This is a genomic window from Phaeobacter sp. B1627, assembly GCF_006265095.1.
GTDB lineage: Bacteria > Pseudomonadota > Alphaproteobacteria > Rhodobacterales > Rhodobacteraceae > Epibacterium.
Genome location: NZ_VCNK01000022.1, coordinates 108,708 through 123,510, shown reverse-complemented (window position 1 = coordinate 123,510; position 14,803 = coordinate 108,708). Strand labels below are relative to the sequence as shown.

The 14,803-nt window shown below is 63.1% G+C and carries 17 protein-coding genes; 13 read left to right on the top strand and 4 right to left on the bottom strand.

All coding sequences use genetic code 11. The features are described from left to right. The first annotated feature begins 121 nt into the window (after nt 1-121). The 3 genes from FGE21_RS13200 (at nt 122) to FGE21_RS13190 (ending at nt 3,416) form a co-directional block, all read left to right on the top strand. Nucleotides 122-1,039: a 3-keto-5-aminohexanoate cleavage protein gene (locus FGE21_RS13200; protein ID WP_139663767.1), complete on the top strand. Its 918-nt coding sequence runs from the start codon at nt 122-124 to the stop codon at nt 1,037-1,039. Nucleotides 1,040-1,191: 152 nt separating this feature from the next. Further along, complete coding sequence (locus tag FGE21_RS13195; RefSeq protein WP_139663766.1) at nt 1,192-2,664, top strand: carnitine 3-dehydrogenase; 1,473 nt, start codon at nt 1,192-1,194, stop codon at nt 2,662-2,664. Further along, nucleotides 2,661-3,416: an SDR family oxidoreductase gene (locus FGE21_RS13190; protein WP_139663765.1), complete on the top strand. Its 756-nt coding sequence runs from the start codon at nt 2,661-2,663 to the stop codon at nt 3,414-3,416. Before FGE21_RS13195 ends, FGE21_RS13190 begins: the two co-directional genes overlap by 4 nt. A 74-nt stretch (nt 3,417-3,490) precedes the next feature. Here the strand turns inward: FGE21_RS13190 and FGE21_RS13185 are convergent, their stop codons facing one another. After that, nucleotides 3,491-4,360 carry a helix-turn-helix domain-containing protein gene (locus FGE21_RS13185; protein WP_139663764.1) on the bottom strand — a complete coding sequence of 290 codons (870 nt, stop codon included), beginning with the start codon at nt 4,358-4,360 and terminating at the stop codon, nt 3,491-3,493. A 105-nt stretch (nt 4,361-4,465) separates the two neighbouring features. On the opposite strand from FGE21_RS13185, the gene FGE21_RS13180 reads away from it, so the two are divergent. From FGE21_RS13180 to FGE21_RS13170, 3 genes are read left to right on the top strand one after another with little or no spacing between them, the layout of a single operon-like run. Further along, nucleotides 4,466-4,684, top strand: coding sequence for a DUF2061 domain-containing protein (locus FGE21_RS13180; RefSeq protein WP_139663763.1), 219 nt, complete (start codon nt 4,466-4,468; stop codon nt 4,682-4,684). Beyond that, nucleotides 4,677-5,684: a fatty acid desaturase gene (locus FGE21_RS13175; RefSeq protein WP_139663762.1), complete on the top strand. Its 1,008-nt coding sequence runs from the start codon at nt 4,677-4,679 to the stop codon at nt 5,682-5,684. The genes FGE21_RS13180 and FGE21_RS13175 overlap by 8 nt, the downstream gene beginning before the upstream one ends. Before the next feature lie 42 nt (nt 5,685-5,726). Then, nucleotides 5,727-6,629 carry a DMT family transporter gene (locus FGE21_RS13170; protein ID WP_139663761.1) on the top strand — a complete coding sequence of 301 codons (903 nt, stop codon included), beginning with the start codon at nt 5,727-5,729 and terminating at the stop codon, nt 6,627-6,629. Between the two features lie 43 nt (nt 6,630-6,672). Here FGE21_RS13170 and FGE21_RS13165 read toward each other — a convergent pair whose 3' ends face one another. Continuing rightward, nucleotides 6,673-7,401, bottom strand: a complete 729-nt coding sequence (locus FGE21_RS13165; RefSeq protein ID WP_139663760.1) for an NUDIX hydrolase — start codon at nt 7,399-7,401, stop codon at nt 6,673-6,675. A 102-nt stretch (nt 7,402-7,503) separates the two neighbouring features. Further along, nucleotides 7,504-7,950 (bottom strand): DUF983 domain-containing protein, encoded by a 447-nt coding sequence (locus tag FGE21_RS13160; RefSeq protein ID WP_139663759.1) that lies wholly within the window; start codon nt 7,948-7,950, stop codon nt 7,504-7,506. A 266-nt stretch (nt 7,951-8,216) separates the two neighbouring features. On the opposite strand from FGE21_RS13160, the gene FGE21_RS13155 reads away from it, so the two are divergent. The 4 genes from FGE21_RS13155 to FGE21_RS13140 all read left to right on the top strand — a co-directional run bounded on the left by FGE21_RS13155 (nt 8,217) and on the right by FGE21_RS13140 (nt 10,368). Continuing rightward, nucleotides 8,217-8,714 carry an EF-hand domain-containing protein gene (locus tag FGE21_RS13155; RefSeq protein WP_139663758.1) on the top strand — a complete coding sequence of 166 codons (498 nt, stop codon included), beginning with the start codon at nt 8,217-8,219 and terminating at the stop codon, nt 8,712-8,714. Nucleotides 8,715-8,787: 73 nt separating this feature from the next. Further along, entirely contained in the window at nt 8,788-9,405 is a 618-nt protein-coding gene (locus FGE21_RS13150) for an RNA polymerase sigma factor (protein WP_370285688.1), read from the top strand. Beyond that, nucleotides 9,398-9,811: a hypothetical protein gene (locus FGE21_RS13145; RefSeq protein WP_139663757.1), complete on the top strand. Its 414-nt coding sequence runs from the start codon at nt 9,398-9,400 to the stop codon at nt 9,809-9,811. Before FGE21_RS13150 ends, FGE21_RS13145 begins: the two co-directional genes overlap by 8 nt. Further along, the gene (locus FGE21_RS13140; RefSeq protein WP_139663756.1) at nt 9,808-10,368 is read left to right on the top strand and encodes a periplasmic heavy metal sensor; all 561 of its coding nucleotides are present in this window, start codon (nt 9,808-9,810) and stop codon (nt 10,366-10,368) included. Before FGE21_RS13145 ends, FGE21_RS13140 begins: the two co-directional genes overlap by 4 nt. Before the next feature lie 182 nt (nt 10,369-10,550). Here FGE21_RS13140 and FGE21_RS13135 read toward each other — a convergent pair whose 3' ends face one another. Then, nucleotides 10,551-11,951 carry a diguanylate cyclase gene (locus FGE21_RS13135; protein WP_139663755.1) on the bottom strand — a complete coding sequence of 467 codons (1,401 nt, stop codon included), beginning with the start codon at nt 11,949-11,951 and terminating at the stop codon, nt 10,551-10,553. Nucleotides 11,952-12,066: 115 nt separating this feature from the next. Here FGE21_RS13135 and FGE21_RS13130 point away from each other — a divergent pair, with 115 nt between their 5' ends. The 3 genes from FGE21_RS13130 (at nt 12,067) to FGE21_RS13120 (ending at nt 14,782) form a co-directional block, all read left to right on the top strand. Then, on the top strand, nt 12,067-12,351 hold the full coding sequence (locus FGE21_RS13130; RefSeq protein WP_139663754.1) for a DUF3572 domain-containing protein: 285 nt from the start codon (nt 12,067-12,069) through the stop codon (nt 12,349-12,351). 46 nt (nt 12,352-12,397) lie between these two features. Then, nucleotides 12,398-13,087, top strand: a complete 690-nt coding sequence (locus FGE21_RS13125; RefSeq protein WP_139663753.1) for an HAD family hydrolase — start codon at nt 12,398-12,400, stop codon at nt 13,085-13,087. A 135-nt stretch (nt 13,088-13,222) separates the two neighbouring features. After that, nucleotides 13,223-14,782 (top strand): trimethylamine methyltransferase family protein, encoded by a 1,560-nt coding sequence (locus FGE21_RS13120; protein WP_139663752.1) that lies wholly within the window; start codon nt 13,223-13,225, stop codon nt 14,780-14,782. Nucleotides 14,783-14,803: the final 21 nt, after the last annotated feature.

Below are 14,803 nucleotides of genomic sequence, written 5' to 3'. Positions count from 1 at the left end.
CCTGAGGTAAACTCTTGTCCGCAAGGCTGGGCCAAGGTTGCTGGCAGCGCAAATTGGAATCCGGGGAGAAGCCTGGGGATAACCCGAGGCACAACCCTGTACATCAGAGGGAAAAATAAAAATGCCGCTTTCCATGAACCGCGAGGTCTTTATCACCTGTGCCGTGACCGGCTCCGGGAGCACGCAGGACCGCAGCCCGCACGTGCCTCGCTCACCCAGGGAGATCGCCGACAGCGCCATTGCCGCGGCCAAGGCCGGAGCGGCTGTGGTGCACTGCCACGTGCGCGACCCCGACACCGGCGCGCCGTCCCGCGACCTCGCCCTCTACCGCGAAGTGACCGAGCGGGTCCGGGACAGCGACACCGATGTGGTGCTGAACCTGACCGCAGGCATGGGCGGCGATATCATCTTTGGCGGCGTCGAAAACCCGCTGCCGGTGAACGCGGCCGGCACCGACATGATCGGCGCCACGGAACGCGTTGCCCATGTGGCCGAATGCCTGCCCGAGATCTGCACGCTGGATTGCGGCACCATGAACTTTGCCGAGGCCGACTACGTCATGACCAACACGCCCGGCATGTTGCAGGCGATGGGCAGGATGATGACCGCGCTGGGTGTGAAGCCGGAAATCGAAGCCTTTGACACTGGCCACCTCTGGTATGCCAAACAGCTGGTCAAAGACGGCATCCTCGACAGCCCGGCGTTGGTGCAGCTGTGCATGGGCGTGCCATGGGGCGCGCCGGATGACCTCAATACCTTCATGGCGATGGTCAACAATGTGCCGGACGACTGGTGCTTCTCAGCCTTTGGACTGGGGCGCAATCAGATGGCCTATGTGGCGGCCTCGGTGTTGGCGGGCGGCAATGTGCGGGTCGGGCTGGAGGACAACCTCTACCTGGACAAGGGCGTGCTGGCGGAAAACTGGCAACTCGTCGAACGCGCGGGATCGATCATCGAAAACCTCGGCGCCCGGGTCATCACCCCGGCAGAAGTGCGCGAGAAGCTGGGTCTGACGAAACAGGCGCCATTGGCAAAGTGAGGGGTGTCCGGCAGCGCAGCGGGGGCAGGACCCCCGCCGGGGCCTCTGCATGGACAGTGACATGACAGGGCGTTGGCAGCGGCATGACAGGGCGTTGAGTCGACGTTGACAGGGGCAAGTTCCTATGGCCCCGGGATTTGGAAGGATAGGGTATGAAGACAGCGGCAATCATTGGCGGCGGTGTGATCGGCGGCGGCTGGGCTGCGCGGTTCCTGCTGAACGGGTGGGATGTGCGGGTGTTTGACCCGGACCCGCAGGCTGAACGCAAGATCGGCGAAGTGCTCGACAATGCGCGTCGATCCCTGCCGGGGCTTGGCAATGTGGCGCTGCCCGCTGAGGGCGCGCTGACGTTTCACGCCACCGTTGCCGAGGCGGTCGCGGGGACATCCTGGATTCAGGAAAGCGTGCCGGAGCGGCTGGATCTGAAACAGAAGATCTACGCCGAGCTGCAGGCGCAGGCGCCGACGGATGCGGTCATCGGATCCTCGACCTCGGGCTACAAACCCTCGCAGCTGCAGGAGGGGTTTGAAAATGCCGCGCAGATCGTGGTGGCGCACCCGTTCAACCCGGTCTACCTGATGCCGCTGGTCGAACTGGTCACCACCGCTGCCAACCCGCCCGAGGTGATCGACACGGCGAAGGAGATCATCACCTCGGTCGGCATGTATCCCCTGCATCTGAAAAAGGAAATCGACGCTCATGTAGCGGATCGTTTCCTTGAGGCGGTCTGGCGCGAGGCTCTGTGGCTGGTCAAGGACGGCATCGCCACCACCGAGGAAATCGACAATGCCATCCGCTATGGCTTCGGCATCCGCTGGGCGCAGATGGGGCTGTTTGAGACCTACCGGGTTGCGGGCGGCGAAGCGGGGATGAAACATTTCCTCGCCCAGTTCGGCCCCTGTCTCAGCTGGCCCTGGACCAAGCTGATGGATGTGCCGGAATACAACGATGAGCTGGTCGATCTGATCGCAGGCCAATCCGATGCGCAGTCCGGCCACCACTCGATCCGCGAACTGGAGCGGATCCGGGACGACAATCTGGTGGGGATGATGCGAGCGCTGTCGGCGAATGACTGGGGCGCGGGGGCCTTGCAGAACGACCATGACATGTCGCGCATGGGCGAGGCCGGTCTGGCCCGCAGCATGGAGGAGGTCGCCGACATCAGCCAGCCGCTACTGACGCAGGCCCGCGTGGTGCCGCTGGACTGGACCGACTACAACGGCCATATGACCGAGAGCCGCTATCTGGATGCCTTTGCGCAATCGACCGACCGGCTGATGGAGATCATCGGCTGTGATGCGGAGTATATTGCCTCCGGCGGCAGCTATTTTACCGCCGAGACGCATATCCGCCACCTTGATGAGGTGCACGCGGGCCACCCCATTCAGGTCAGGACGCGGGTCATCCTGGGGCAGGGCAAGAAAATGCATCTGTGGCATGAGATGTATGAGGGCGACCGGCTGCTGGCCACCGGCGAACATATGTTGCTGCATGTGGATCTGAAGACCCGCCGCTCGGCTCCGCCTGCGGCGCATATCGAGGCCAATCTGGTCAGGCTGGCCACAGCCCATGCGGCGCTGCCTGCACCTGAGGGGCTGGGTCGCGCCATCGGTGCTCCCCGGTGAGCCGCGTTCTGATCACAGCAGGGGCCTCCGGGATCGGGCGCGCCATGGCCGAGGGCTTTGCGGCCACCGGCGCCGAGGTCTGGGTGACGGATGTCAATGCCGCCGCGCTGGCGGATGTGCCAGACGGGTGGCAGGCGCGGCAGGTCGATGCTGCGGATGAGCCTGCTGTCGCCGCGCTCTTTGCCGAAGTCGGGGCAGCCGGAGGGCTGGACGTGCTCTGCGCCAATGCCGGTGTTGCCGGGCCGACGGCACCGGTCGAGGATGTGGCGCTGGCGGATTGGCGTGCCTGCGTCAGCGTCAACCTGGAAGGGGCGTTTCTGGCCGCGAAATACGCCGCCCCCCTGATGAAGCTGGCGGGGCAGGGGAGCCTCGTTTTGACCTCTTCGACGGCCGGGATCTACGGCTATCCCAACCGCGCGCCATATGCGGCGGCAAAATGGGCAGTCATCGGCCTGATGAAAACGCTGGCGATGGAGCTCGGCCCCTTTGGCATCCGGGCCAACGCCATCTGCCCCGGCGCGGTCGAAGGCCCCCGGATGGAGGGCGTTCTGGACCGCGAGGCTGCGTTGAAGGGGATGAGCAGGGACGCGGTCTACACGGGCTATGCGGCGGGCACCTCGATGCGAACCTGGGTCACGGCAGAGGATGTTGCCAATATGGCCGTCTTTCTGGGATCTGACGCCGCGCGCCGGGTGTCCGGCCAGGTGATTGCCGTGGATGGCCATACCGAAAACCCGGACCCAAAGGTCTGATCCCGAACCGGAGCGGACTGCGGGCGCATCCCCTTGCGGGGCACTTCGGCGAGGCGATCACCTGGGGTGGTCGATCACCTGGGCTGGCTGAGCTGAGCCCGCAGAGCCCTGACCCGGCGCGGCAACTGGCGGGCGGTGATGTCTGCCTCGCGCACCAGCCTGTCGAAATGGCCGGTAAAGGTTTCCACCCGCTCGCGATCCCGAAAGGCCATATAGTGGCTGCCGGCGTAAAACACGCAAAACAGCGGACCGAAGATCGTGAGTGGAGAGGAATACAGCCGCTTGGCATCATAGAGATAGATCCGCAGCCTCGGGTAGAGCTGCGTGGTCAATCGCTCCAGATGATCCAATTGTTCGATGCGCAGCTCCACGGGGAGCCCTTCGTAATATCCGACGCCTTTGGCAAAGCTGTCGACCTCGTAGATCGGCAGGGCAATTTCATAGTCGGACCCGGATGTCCGCATCCATGCCAGACGGTCTTCTGACGCGCCAATGGCCTGATGCGCGGTCCGGCCCAGATGCGGCGCGTATTCCCATTCCAGAACGGCCCGCGTCTTGAGCATATCGGGCAGGGTGGTCGGAACATGGCGGATCTTGTATCCGGCAGCCTCTTGATGCCACTCGTAGATACGGGCATCGACCAGGGCCCGTGGCGCTTCTGACATTGAGACCGACGAGGCCAGCAGCTCGGCTGCACTTTCCGGTCGGTCCGACAGGCTGAGCAACCAATCTGCCGATACCCCAAGTGCCGATGCACAGGCCCCGACCACATGGGCATTAGGCAATCGCGCCCCGTCATCCGTCAGGAGCTGCGAAATGGTCGAGCGGTCAACGCCGGTGGCCCGGGCCAATGCACTCTGGCTCAGGCCACTGTCGCGCAGAGCCCGGTTCAGTCGCTCGCGAAACTGCGAGGCACGCAGGCGTTTGTCGATATTTTCCATCATGTGTCGATAAATATCACAAACGTTGGATTTTGTTAATCACATACAGAATTCTGCACAGATCGCCGGTGACCTAGTCTGAAGGCAGTTCAAAACATCGGAGGTGATATGGAAACGCGTGGACGCTCCCTCGTGAAGGCGGTGGTGTGGAATGTGATAGGCCTGACGGTGATGACCGCCGTGGGCTTTGTCGCGACCGGGTCGGCCAGCGTCGGCGGCGCGATGGCGCTGATCAATGCCGCGATCGGGTTCGTCACCTATGTAATGTACGAGCGGATCTGGGCGCAGATCGCCTGGGGCCGGAGCAGCGTGTCCCAGCATGCGTGATCTGACCGAAGAAGAGCGGCTCGCATCCGCGCAGACTGCCGCCGCTGCGCCGCTTCCAGAGATCGAGCGCGTGGAGGCCGACGCCCGTTCTGCGCTTCCGGAGCGGAGCGAATGGGGCACGTTCGCCCTCATCCTGGGCTGCTATCTGATCTGGGGGGGCGCGATTTTCACCCTGCCTCAGGTCTCGCTGCTGCTTGCGGTCTGTGTCGCGGCGCTGATGGTGGTTTTGCATTCATCCCTGAGCCACGAGGTTCTGCACGGCCATCCGTTCAACCGCAGAGCGGTGAATGAAGCGCTGGTGTTTCTGCCGCTGAACCTGTGTGTGCCCTACGGGCGTTTTCGCGACACCCATTTGCAGCACCATCAGGACGAAAACCTGACGGATCCCTATGACGATCCCGAGAGCAATTTTCATGACCCGCAGGTCTGGATGCGGCTGCCGGTCTGGCACCGGGGGGTGCTGCGGATCAACAACACGTTGCTGGGGCGGATGGTGGTGGGGCCGCTGGTCGGGCAGATCGGTTTCATGCAGACAGACTGGGCGCTGATCCGGCAAGGCGAGACCGGCGTTCTGCGCGACTGGATCCTGCATGCGGTCGGTGCGGCGACAGTGCTGGGGCTTGTGTCCCTCTCCGCCATGCCGATCTGGGCCTATGGTGCCGCGGCCTATCTTGGTCTGGCGATCCTGAAGATCCGCACCTATCTGGAGCATCGCGCCCATCTGGACAAACACGGCCGAACCGCCATCGTCGAGAGCCGTGGCCTGCTTGGCAGCACTCTGGGGTTTCTCTTTTTGAACAACAATCTGCATGTGGTTCATCATCTCTATCCCGGAGTGCCGTGGCACCGGTTGCCGGCCCTGTATGACCGACACCGGCGCGCGTTTCAGGCGAGCAACGACGGCTATGTGCTGAAGAGCTACGCCAGCGTGTTCCGCCGGTATTTCCTGAGGGCAAAGGACCCGGTGCCACATCCGCTCTGGAAGCCTCCGGCGGAATAGGTCATATATGCGGTATGCAATAGTATGCCCTGAGGCCATCCCATGCCGCTCTGGATTGTTGTCACCTTCGCTGCCGCCACATTCCAGACCGTGCGGTTCATGCTGCAAAAAATACTGAGTTCCGTATCACTGAGCCCGGCGGGGGCGACCTTTTCACGGTTCATCTATTCCGCGCCGCTGATCCTGCTGCTGCTTTGGGCCTATGCCCGGACAACCGGGGCCGAGATGCCCGCCTTGTCGGCCGGGTTCTGGGGCTTTGCAGCCGTCGGTGGCCTGTCGCAGATCCTCGCTACGATATGTGTGGTGGCCCTCTTCAAGGCGCGCAATTTCGCGGTTGGCATCACCTTCAAGAAAACCGAAGTCATCCAGACGGCGCTCGTCGGGCTGGTGGTTCTGGGCGACGAGGTGTCGGTGCTGGGCTGGCTGGCAATCGCAATTGGGCTGGGGGCCGTTCTGGTGTTGTCAAAGTCCGCCGACACCGCGCCCGGCCTCTGGCAGCAACTCACCGGGCGCGCGCCGCTGCTGGGATTGGGGTCCGGGGTTCTCTTTGCCTTTTCTGCAGTGAGCTATCGCGGGGCCTCGCTGGAATTGCAGGTCCCCGATGCTGTGCTGCGGGCGGCGGTGACATTGGCGGTGGTGGTCTGTCTGCAGACGGTCATGATGCTGGTTTGGCTGACGGTCAGAGACCCGGCCGAGATCCGGCGGGTCTGGGCGGCGCGGCGGGTTGCGGTCTGGGTCGGGCTGACCAGCATGGGCGGCTCGTTTTGTTGGTTCCTCGCCTTCACATTGCAGAACGCAGCCTATGTGAAGGCGCTGGGACAGGTCGAATTGCTGCTGTCGCTGCTGGCCTCCCTGGTGTTTTTCAAGGAGACCGTCACCCGGCGCGAGATCTTTGGCATGGGGCTTCTTGTGCTGTCGATCCTCGCCCTGATCCTTGCGCTCTGATTGCGGCGGTCTGGCGCAATCAGGCTGCGGCGGTCTGCGGCTCTCAATCGGCCTGGGGCATGGGACGGCCATGCAGGCGCAGGAACAGGCTTTCCTCGTCATCGTTGCGGAAAAACGGTGTGCTCTCCGGGGATTTCCCGGACCGCAGGGTTGCGCTCACCTCGGCCAGGACCACTTCGGTGATGAAGGGCAAATCGAAGCGACGGACCTGGCTGAGGGGCACCCATTGCAGATGGGACAGCTCGTCCGATGCGCGGGAAAAATCGTCGAGATCGCCGACAAGGGACTCGGCCTCCAGAAGAAAGAACCGTGCATCGAACCTGCGTGGCCTGCCCGGAGGGGTCAGGGCGCGAAACACGAAGGTCAGGGCCGAGGCATCCGGCACATGCCCGGCAGCGGCATAGCTCTGCCAGTCGGCGGGCACGGTGCCGGGCCAATGTCCCGGACGGCCGAGAATAAGCCCGGTCTCCTCCCAGAGTTCGCGCACCGCAGCGATGCAGAGCGCCTGCCAGATCCGGTCGCCGCCCTCTGCCCTCAGGCGGTCACGGCAGGGTTGCGCGATATCGGCGTGCAACGCGATATCGAGATCACCGGCATCCATCGCGCCACCGGGAAAGACAAATTTATTCGGCATGAAGGCGGCCTGAGCGCCGCGCTGGCCCATCAGAACACGGGGGTCGCAACTGTCGCGGTCACGCACGGCGATGACGGTGGCCGCATCGCGGATCGCTGTCTTGTCCCGGCTCTGCTCCGGTCCGGTTGTGCCTGTCATGCCTGTGTCCTCCTGCCTGCAGTGGCCTGCTCGCGGGCGGGCCGGATCGCAGTGTCACGTCTTTCGGTCAGAAAGGAAAGAGCCGAGAACGGGCAATTCCGGTCATTCAGTGGTCCCGGCGTCGGCTGTGGCTTTGGATCCCGGGGTGGCCGTTTCAAAGCCGTACATCCGGCGGGCCCATTGATAGGCCACAACGGCCCCCTTCAGACGCGGCAGCAGGTAGAGCGAGGCCGCCAGGCAACCGGTCGAGAACACGCTGGCCATGACCCAGGGTGAGGGGCGCCACTCAAACGCGGTATAGTGCATGAGGGGGGCCATCAGGTGCCCGACGACAAGAATGGTCAGATAGGCCGGCCCGTCATCGGCGCGGTGGTGGTGAAACGTTTCCCCGCAGACGGTGCACTGGTCGTTCACCTTCAGATAGCTGTGCAGCAGATGGCCTTCGCCGCAATTGGGACAGCGGCGACGCCAGCCTCTCCACAAGGCGGGCTTGGTCGGGCGGTCACCTGGGGCCATATCCTGCTGTACGAGGCCTGGGGTCTGGGTCATCTGATGCTCCGTCGCTTTGGCTGGGCCCGACCGCAGATCATGCAGTCTACGGTCCATTTCAACCTTTCTAGAGAAATATGCAAACCAAAGGGTGAATGCGCTGTGACCGGGTGACGCGCCCCGGCCAACAGGGTGCCGTTATCGGGCGCTGCATTCGGGAGATGAAAAATAAATGCCGTCGGCGCGACGGAAACCCCGGTGGCGGTCGTTTTACTCATACATCGGGCAGCACAGTGCTGCTGAGGCTGAACTAAAGGAACGACGTTATGAAAAAACAGATCCTGATTGCGACTCTCCTGTCCCTGTCCACTGCGGCGGCGGGGACCATCGCGGTGGCCAAGCCCGGCTTTGGCCCTGATCGTCAAAAGCCCACGTTTGAGCAACTGGATGCGGATGGTGACGGCGCTTTGACACAGGCAGAGATCGCGGCCATGGGCCAGAAACGCTTTGACGAGGCCGACGCCAACGGCGACGGGATGTTGACTGCTGAGGAAATGACAGCCAAGGCGCAGGAAAGGATTGCCAAACGGACCGAAGCTATGATCGAACGCTTCGACAAGAACGGCGACGGTGCGCTCAGCGTCGAAGAAATGCCGCAGCGCCGCGGCCCACACAAGCTGCTGGAAAAGGCAGATACCAACGGCGACGGGTCGATCTCCAAGGCGGAGTTCGATACTGCGCAGGCAATCATCGAAGCCGTGATGAAGAAGAAACATCACCGCGATGGACCCGACCACAGGGGCCATGGCGCCGACTCGGAGTAAGTCCGATCTGGACTGAACAGTGCATATGTATGCCGATAAACCTGCGCCTCCCTCACGGGGGGAGGCGCGCATGATGGGGCTGCGGGGCACGGCCTCTGCTGCCGCGGCCGTCATGGAGCCGGAGCCGGAGGTGAGTGACGAGGCGCTCCTGGTGCTGTTCGCCAATGGCGATCCCACAGTCGCCGCCGAGTTGACGCAGCGTCTGGGGCCGCGGGTGCTGGGCATGGCCATGCGGGTGCTTGGCAATCGGGCAGAGGCCGAAGATGTCACTCAGGAAGCGATGATCCGGCTCTGGAAGGTGGCACCCGACTGGCGTCAGGGGGAGGCGAGGGTCTCGACCTGGCTTTATCGGGTCACAATGAACCTTTGCATCGACATCAAACGCCGGGCCCGGGGCGGAACCCTGGATCTGGATGCGGTGCCGGAGCCGCCGGATCCTGCTGCCAGCGCGGCAGAGACCCTGCAGAACCAAGCGCGTGCCGATGCGTTGCAGGACGCATTGATGACCCTGCCAGAGCGCCAGCGCCAGGCAGTTGTCCTGCGGCACATAGAAGAGCTGACGAACCCGGAGATTGCCGGGATCATGGAGATCGGCGTGGAAGCCGTAGAAAGCCTGACGGCACGGGGCAAAAGGGCCCTTGCCAAGGCGCTGGCCGGGCGACGAGATGAATTGGGGTATCACGATGACTGATCATCACGACAATTTTGACGATATCGAAGCCCTGTTTCGGGAGGCCCGTGACGCGCGTCCGGTCGTGTCTGAGCGGCTGACCTCCGCGATCCTCGCGGATGCTGCGGCGCAACAGGCGCATTGGCAGGCCCCTCCGCTCCCGCCGCAGGATGGCAGCGTCAGGCGTGGCCCGCTTGCGGCTCTGGTCTCCGCATTGGGGGGCTGGGTTTCGGTCGGTGGCCTGGTGACGGCAAGCTGCACCGGCCTTTGGATCGGCCTGTGGGTCGGGATTGCCGGGCCGGAGGTTGTCATGAACGCAGCCGGGCTGGGCACGCTCAGCGATGCATCCGCGATGGTCAGCGGCGACGATTATGCGGCTTATGAAACTTTTGACCTGGCCACGGTTCTGGCAGAGGACATGCAATGACTGATATCTCGGGCACCAAATCTCTATCCCGCACGCCGCGCTGGCTCAAGCTGGCGTTTGCGCTCTCGCTGGGGGCCAACCTCGCGGTGATCGGAGTGGTCGCAGGATCAGCTCTGCGGGAGCCCCCCCATGGCGGCAAGCGCTATCACAAGGCTCCGCCGCCCCCCGCTGCCGCCGATGCCATTGGCGGGGTGATGTTTCGGAGTTTCGACCCGGACCAGCAGAGAATGCTGCGCGATCTGGGCGAGGGCGAGTTTGACAGTGTTGTCGACCGTCGGATCGCAGAGCTGAAGGCGCTATTGGACCTGATCCGGCAGGAGCCGCTGGATGTCGCTAGGTTGCGGGACCGTATCGCCGAACAATCGTCTGAGATCGAGAGCTTCAAGTCCACGCTGCAAGACGCCTGGATCGGCAAGCTGCAACAGATGAGTCCCGAAGAGCGTGCGGCCTTTGCCGACCGGGTCGAGCGTCATATCGCACGGTTCCGCAAACCGAAATCGCGCGATGGCCAGGGCGGGGGAACTCACGGCGGGGGAACTCAAAGAGGCAGCGATTGACGCCGATGGGCTCCCCCGTGTCCGGTGGGTGTCCGGTCACTGGTCGGGGAAGACAGGTCGGGAAAAGCGGGCCGGGAATAGCGGAGCTGATCTGGGGATGATCCGTGGCGCCGCCTTTGTTCCCCGGTCGGCGCAGTGGCTATAGAACGCCCGATTTGAACCACCGGCGCAGGTGGGCGTGATCAGGCGGCTGCCGGACGTGACGCGGCACCGAGAGAGGTTTGGTTGCGTCCGGCACGTTTGGCATCATAAAGCGCCCGGTCCGCAGCTGCAAACAGGCCATCAGCCGAGGTCTCGCCCGCGTGAGGCCCCCCGATGACGGCGCCGATGCTGATGGTGACCTCGATCGGGGTCGAGGCGCCCGAAACGGTGAAGGGGGCCGTGTTGATCGCCGTGCACAGCCGGGTTGCGGTGCTGCTGACTTCTGCGGCCGAGACGCCGGGCATGACGACCATGAATTCCTCGCCGCCGATACGGGCCAGCATGTCGCAATTGCGCAACTCTGCCTGCAGCCGCCGGCCCGCTTCGATCAGGACCGCGTCGCCGACCGGGTGGCCGAACTGATCGTTGATCCGCTTGAAGTGGTCCAGATCTGCGACCATCACCGCATATTGCTGACCCGACAGCGCAGCGTCACAGACGACCCGGTCGAGGAAGGGTTTTGCGTAGCGCCGGTTATAAAGGCCCGTCATCGGATCCTCCATCGCGGCGCGCAACCCGTTGCGCAATGTGTCCCGGGCGCGCTCGGCCCGGCCTCTGTACTCCAGTTGTATGTTGATCCGCAGCGCCAGTTCCTCGACCTGAAAACCGCAGTGCAACACATCATGTGCACCGCGGTCCAGAGCTTCGGCGGCAATGGTGGCGTCGGCCGGGTTGGGCACCGCGACCACAATGCAGTCGCGGGTGCTTGCCCGGGCCCGCAGATCAGCGAGAAGGCGCAGCGCCATGCCGGCGGAGAGTTCGTTCAATTCGATCACGATGACATCCGGCACCGGAGACCGCATCAGATCCTGGATGGCGTCGAGGGTACAGGCGCGCAGATCATCGCTGACCTGCGAGGACAGGCGGCGTTTCCATTTGAGAGAGGTTTGCAGATCGTGACACAGAAGTGCGATTCGGGCGTCGGGTCGCGACATGCGCTGCGCCGCCGCGGCAAGGGGGATGGCCAACCTGTGCGCGCCGTCTTCGCACAGTTGCAGATCTTCATTCTTGGAGCGCATGCGGAGCAGGCTGCGGATGCGGGCCTGAAGGATCATATCGTCCACGGGTTGCGGCAACACTTCATCAATTCCGGCCGACAGAGCCTTGATCCGGGTGGCGCGGTCATTCTGAGCACTGAGCGCGATCACCGGCACATCCGCGACCTGTGGCATGGCGGCCAAGGCCTGCTTGAGGGCGGCGGCGTCACCGTCGGGAAGGGACATTGCGGTCAGGACAAGATCTGGACGGTTGCCGGACGCCAGCGCGACGGCGGCCGCAACAGTATCGGCCTGCAACACCTGGAAACAGGCGGCCGTCAGCTGCACCTTCAAAATGATGCGATTGATGGAGACCCCATCTATGATCAGGATCGTGCCTAGCAAGTCCGAACACCTTCATATCTGTCTTATGACGTGGTCCGAGTGTCGATTAGACTGGTTAACAAACTCTTTCGTATTTACAGCAATTTGACCTAAAAGTGTCGACAAGGAGGCTGCTATGCCATTTTCCGCCGATCAGGCCGAGGTTCTGAGTTTGAAAGCGCTGAGCTGGCTGGCTGGCAATGACGACCTGCTGCCGGTCTTCCTTGGCGCCAGCGGGGCCTCGCTGTCGGACCTGCGTGACCGGGTGAACGATGCGACATTCCTCGGGGCTGTTCTGGACTTTCTGCTGATGGATGACGCCTGGGTCATGGCCTTTTGCGATCTCGAAGGTCTTCCCTATAGCGCGCTGGTCGAGGCGCGCGCGGCCTTGCCGGGGGGTGAACAGGTCCACTGGACGTGATAGGGCTGCGGAACGCCCTGATCCCTGATATCCCCGAGGACCATCAATGACCCTTTCCGCGCTTCTGTTTGACAAGGACGGTACGCTGTTCGACTTTTCCCGCACCTGGAATGGCTGGTCGATGACGATGCTGACCGACCTGGCGGAGGGAAACAGTGATCGCTTGGCCGCACTGGCGGACGCCATCAGTTATGATCTGGAGCAACGGGCATTCCGGCCGGACAGTATTGCCATCGCAGGCACAAACGGCGAGATCGCGGCGCGGCTGTCACCGCATGTTCCGGGCCGGGCACCCGCGGAGCTTGCCACCTATCTGACCCGGACGGCCGCAGAGGCCGAATTGGCGCAGGCGGTGCCCTTGGCTCCGTTTCTCGAAGGGCTGCGCGCGGAGGGCTACAGATTGGGCGTGATGACAAATGACGGTGAACATTCGGCCCGCCGTCATCTGACCCGCTCCGGCGTGCTTGAGCTTTTCGACATGGTGATCGGTGCAGACAGCGGCTATGGGGCCAAGCCAGACCCCGATCCCTTGCTGGCCTTTTGCAAGACCGCCTCGGTCCCGCCGTCGCAAACTGCTATGGTGGGCGACAGTCTGCACGATCTGATCGCCGGACGTGCTGCAGGCATGCAGACCATCGGCGTTCTGACCGGAATGGCCAGCGCCGCCGATCTCGCGCCGCACGCAGATGTGGTCCTGCCCGATATCGGCCACATCCCGGCCTGGCTTGCGGGCTGACCCCGGGAGGGTCTGCGCCAAGCGGCATCCTCCGACGGGAAAGCGACATGCCGTGTCGGGAATGGACAGGTGTGTCTGGAAGGCGATGATGCAGTATCGAGGGAGAATTCGGTTCACAGTCTGAGGGGGAGCACCATGTCGGAGACAGTTGCGCGCAAACGCCGTGGCGGCGGCAGAGCGGGGGCAGCGGCCCGTCGTGGTACGGCAACGCTGGAACAGATGCCGTGGAATCCTCCGACCAATCTTGACCGCCCGATTGAACCGTTGACCGATGAAGGCGTGGCCGCAATTCATGATGGCGCCATGCGGATCCTGGAGGAAATCGGAGTTCAATTCCTGAATGCCGAGGCGTTGGAGATCTTTCGGGAGGCCGGCGTCAAAGTAGACGGTGAACTGGTCCGGATGGGTCGCGACTTTGTCATGGACATGGTCGCAAAGGCGCCGTCGGACTTTACCCTGACCCCGCGGAACACGGATCGCACAATCCGCATCGGTGGCGACACGATGGTGTTCGGCAATGTGTCCTCGCCGCCCAACTATTGGGACGTGGAGCTGAACAAGAAGGTCTCGGGAACGCGCGCGCAATGCCAGAACCTGCTGAAACTGACGCAGTATTTCAATTGCATCCACTTCGCGGGCGGATATCCGGTGGAGCCTGTGGACATACATGCCTCGGTGCGCCACCTGGATGTGCTTTTTGACAAGCTGACGATCACGGACAAGGTGACGCACGCCTATTCGCTGGGCAAGGAGCGGGTCGAGGACGTGATGGAAATGGTGCGGATCGCCGGGGGGCTGAGCGATGCGGAATTCGAGGCGACACCTCGGATGTATACCAATATCAACTCCACCTCGCCGCTGAAGCATGACGACCCCATGATCGACGGCTCCTTGCGTCTGATCCGGCGCGGCCAGCCGGTGATCGTGTCGCCCTTCACGCTGGCGGGTGCGATGGCGCCGGTGACGATGGCAGGTGCGGTGGCGCAGTCGCTGGCGGAATCGCTCTGCGCGATTGCCCTGTTCCAATATGTCCGTCCCGGTGCCCCCTGCGCGATCGGTACCTTCACGTCGAACGTGGACATGAAATCCGGTGCCCCTGCCTTTGGCACGCCGGAATACATGCGGGCGACCCAGATGACCGGCCAGATGGCCCGGTTTTATGGGCTGCCGATGCGGTCTTCGGGGGTGTGCGCCGCAAATGTCCCCGATGGTCAAGCGATGTGGGAGACCTCCAATTCGCTCTGGGCTGCCGTACAGTCGGGCACCCATATGGTCTATCACGCCGCCGGGTGGCTCGAAGGGGGGCTGATCGCAAGCCCCGAAAAATTCATCATGGATTGTGAAGTGCTGCAGATGATCCAGCGCTATATGGAGCCGGCGATCGTGGCGACAGGACCTGATGAGATCGCGTTGGATGCCATCCGCGAAGTTGGCAACGATGGCCATTTCTTTGGCATCCAGCACACCCAGGATCGCTATGCCACTGCGTTCTATCAGCCTTTCCTGAGTGACTGGCGCAATTACGAGGCCTGGGAGGCGGCAGGCGGCGTCTGGACGGCGGAGCGGGCACACAAGATCTACAAGCAGATCATAGCCGAATTTGAAGAACCGCCGATGGATCCGGCTATCCGAGAGGAGTTGGCAGCCTTTGTGGAGCGGCGGAAATCCGAAGGTGGCGCGCCCACCGATTTTTAGGTTTCTGTCCCGGCCTGCGTC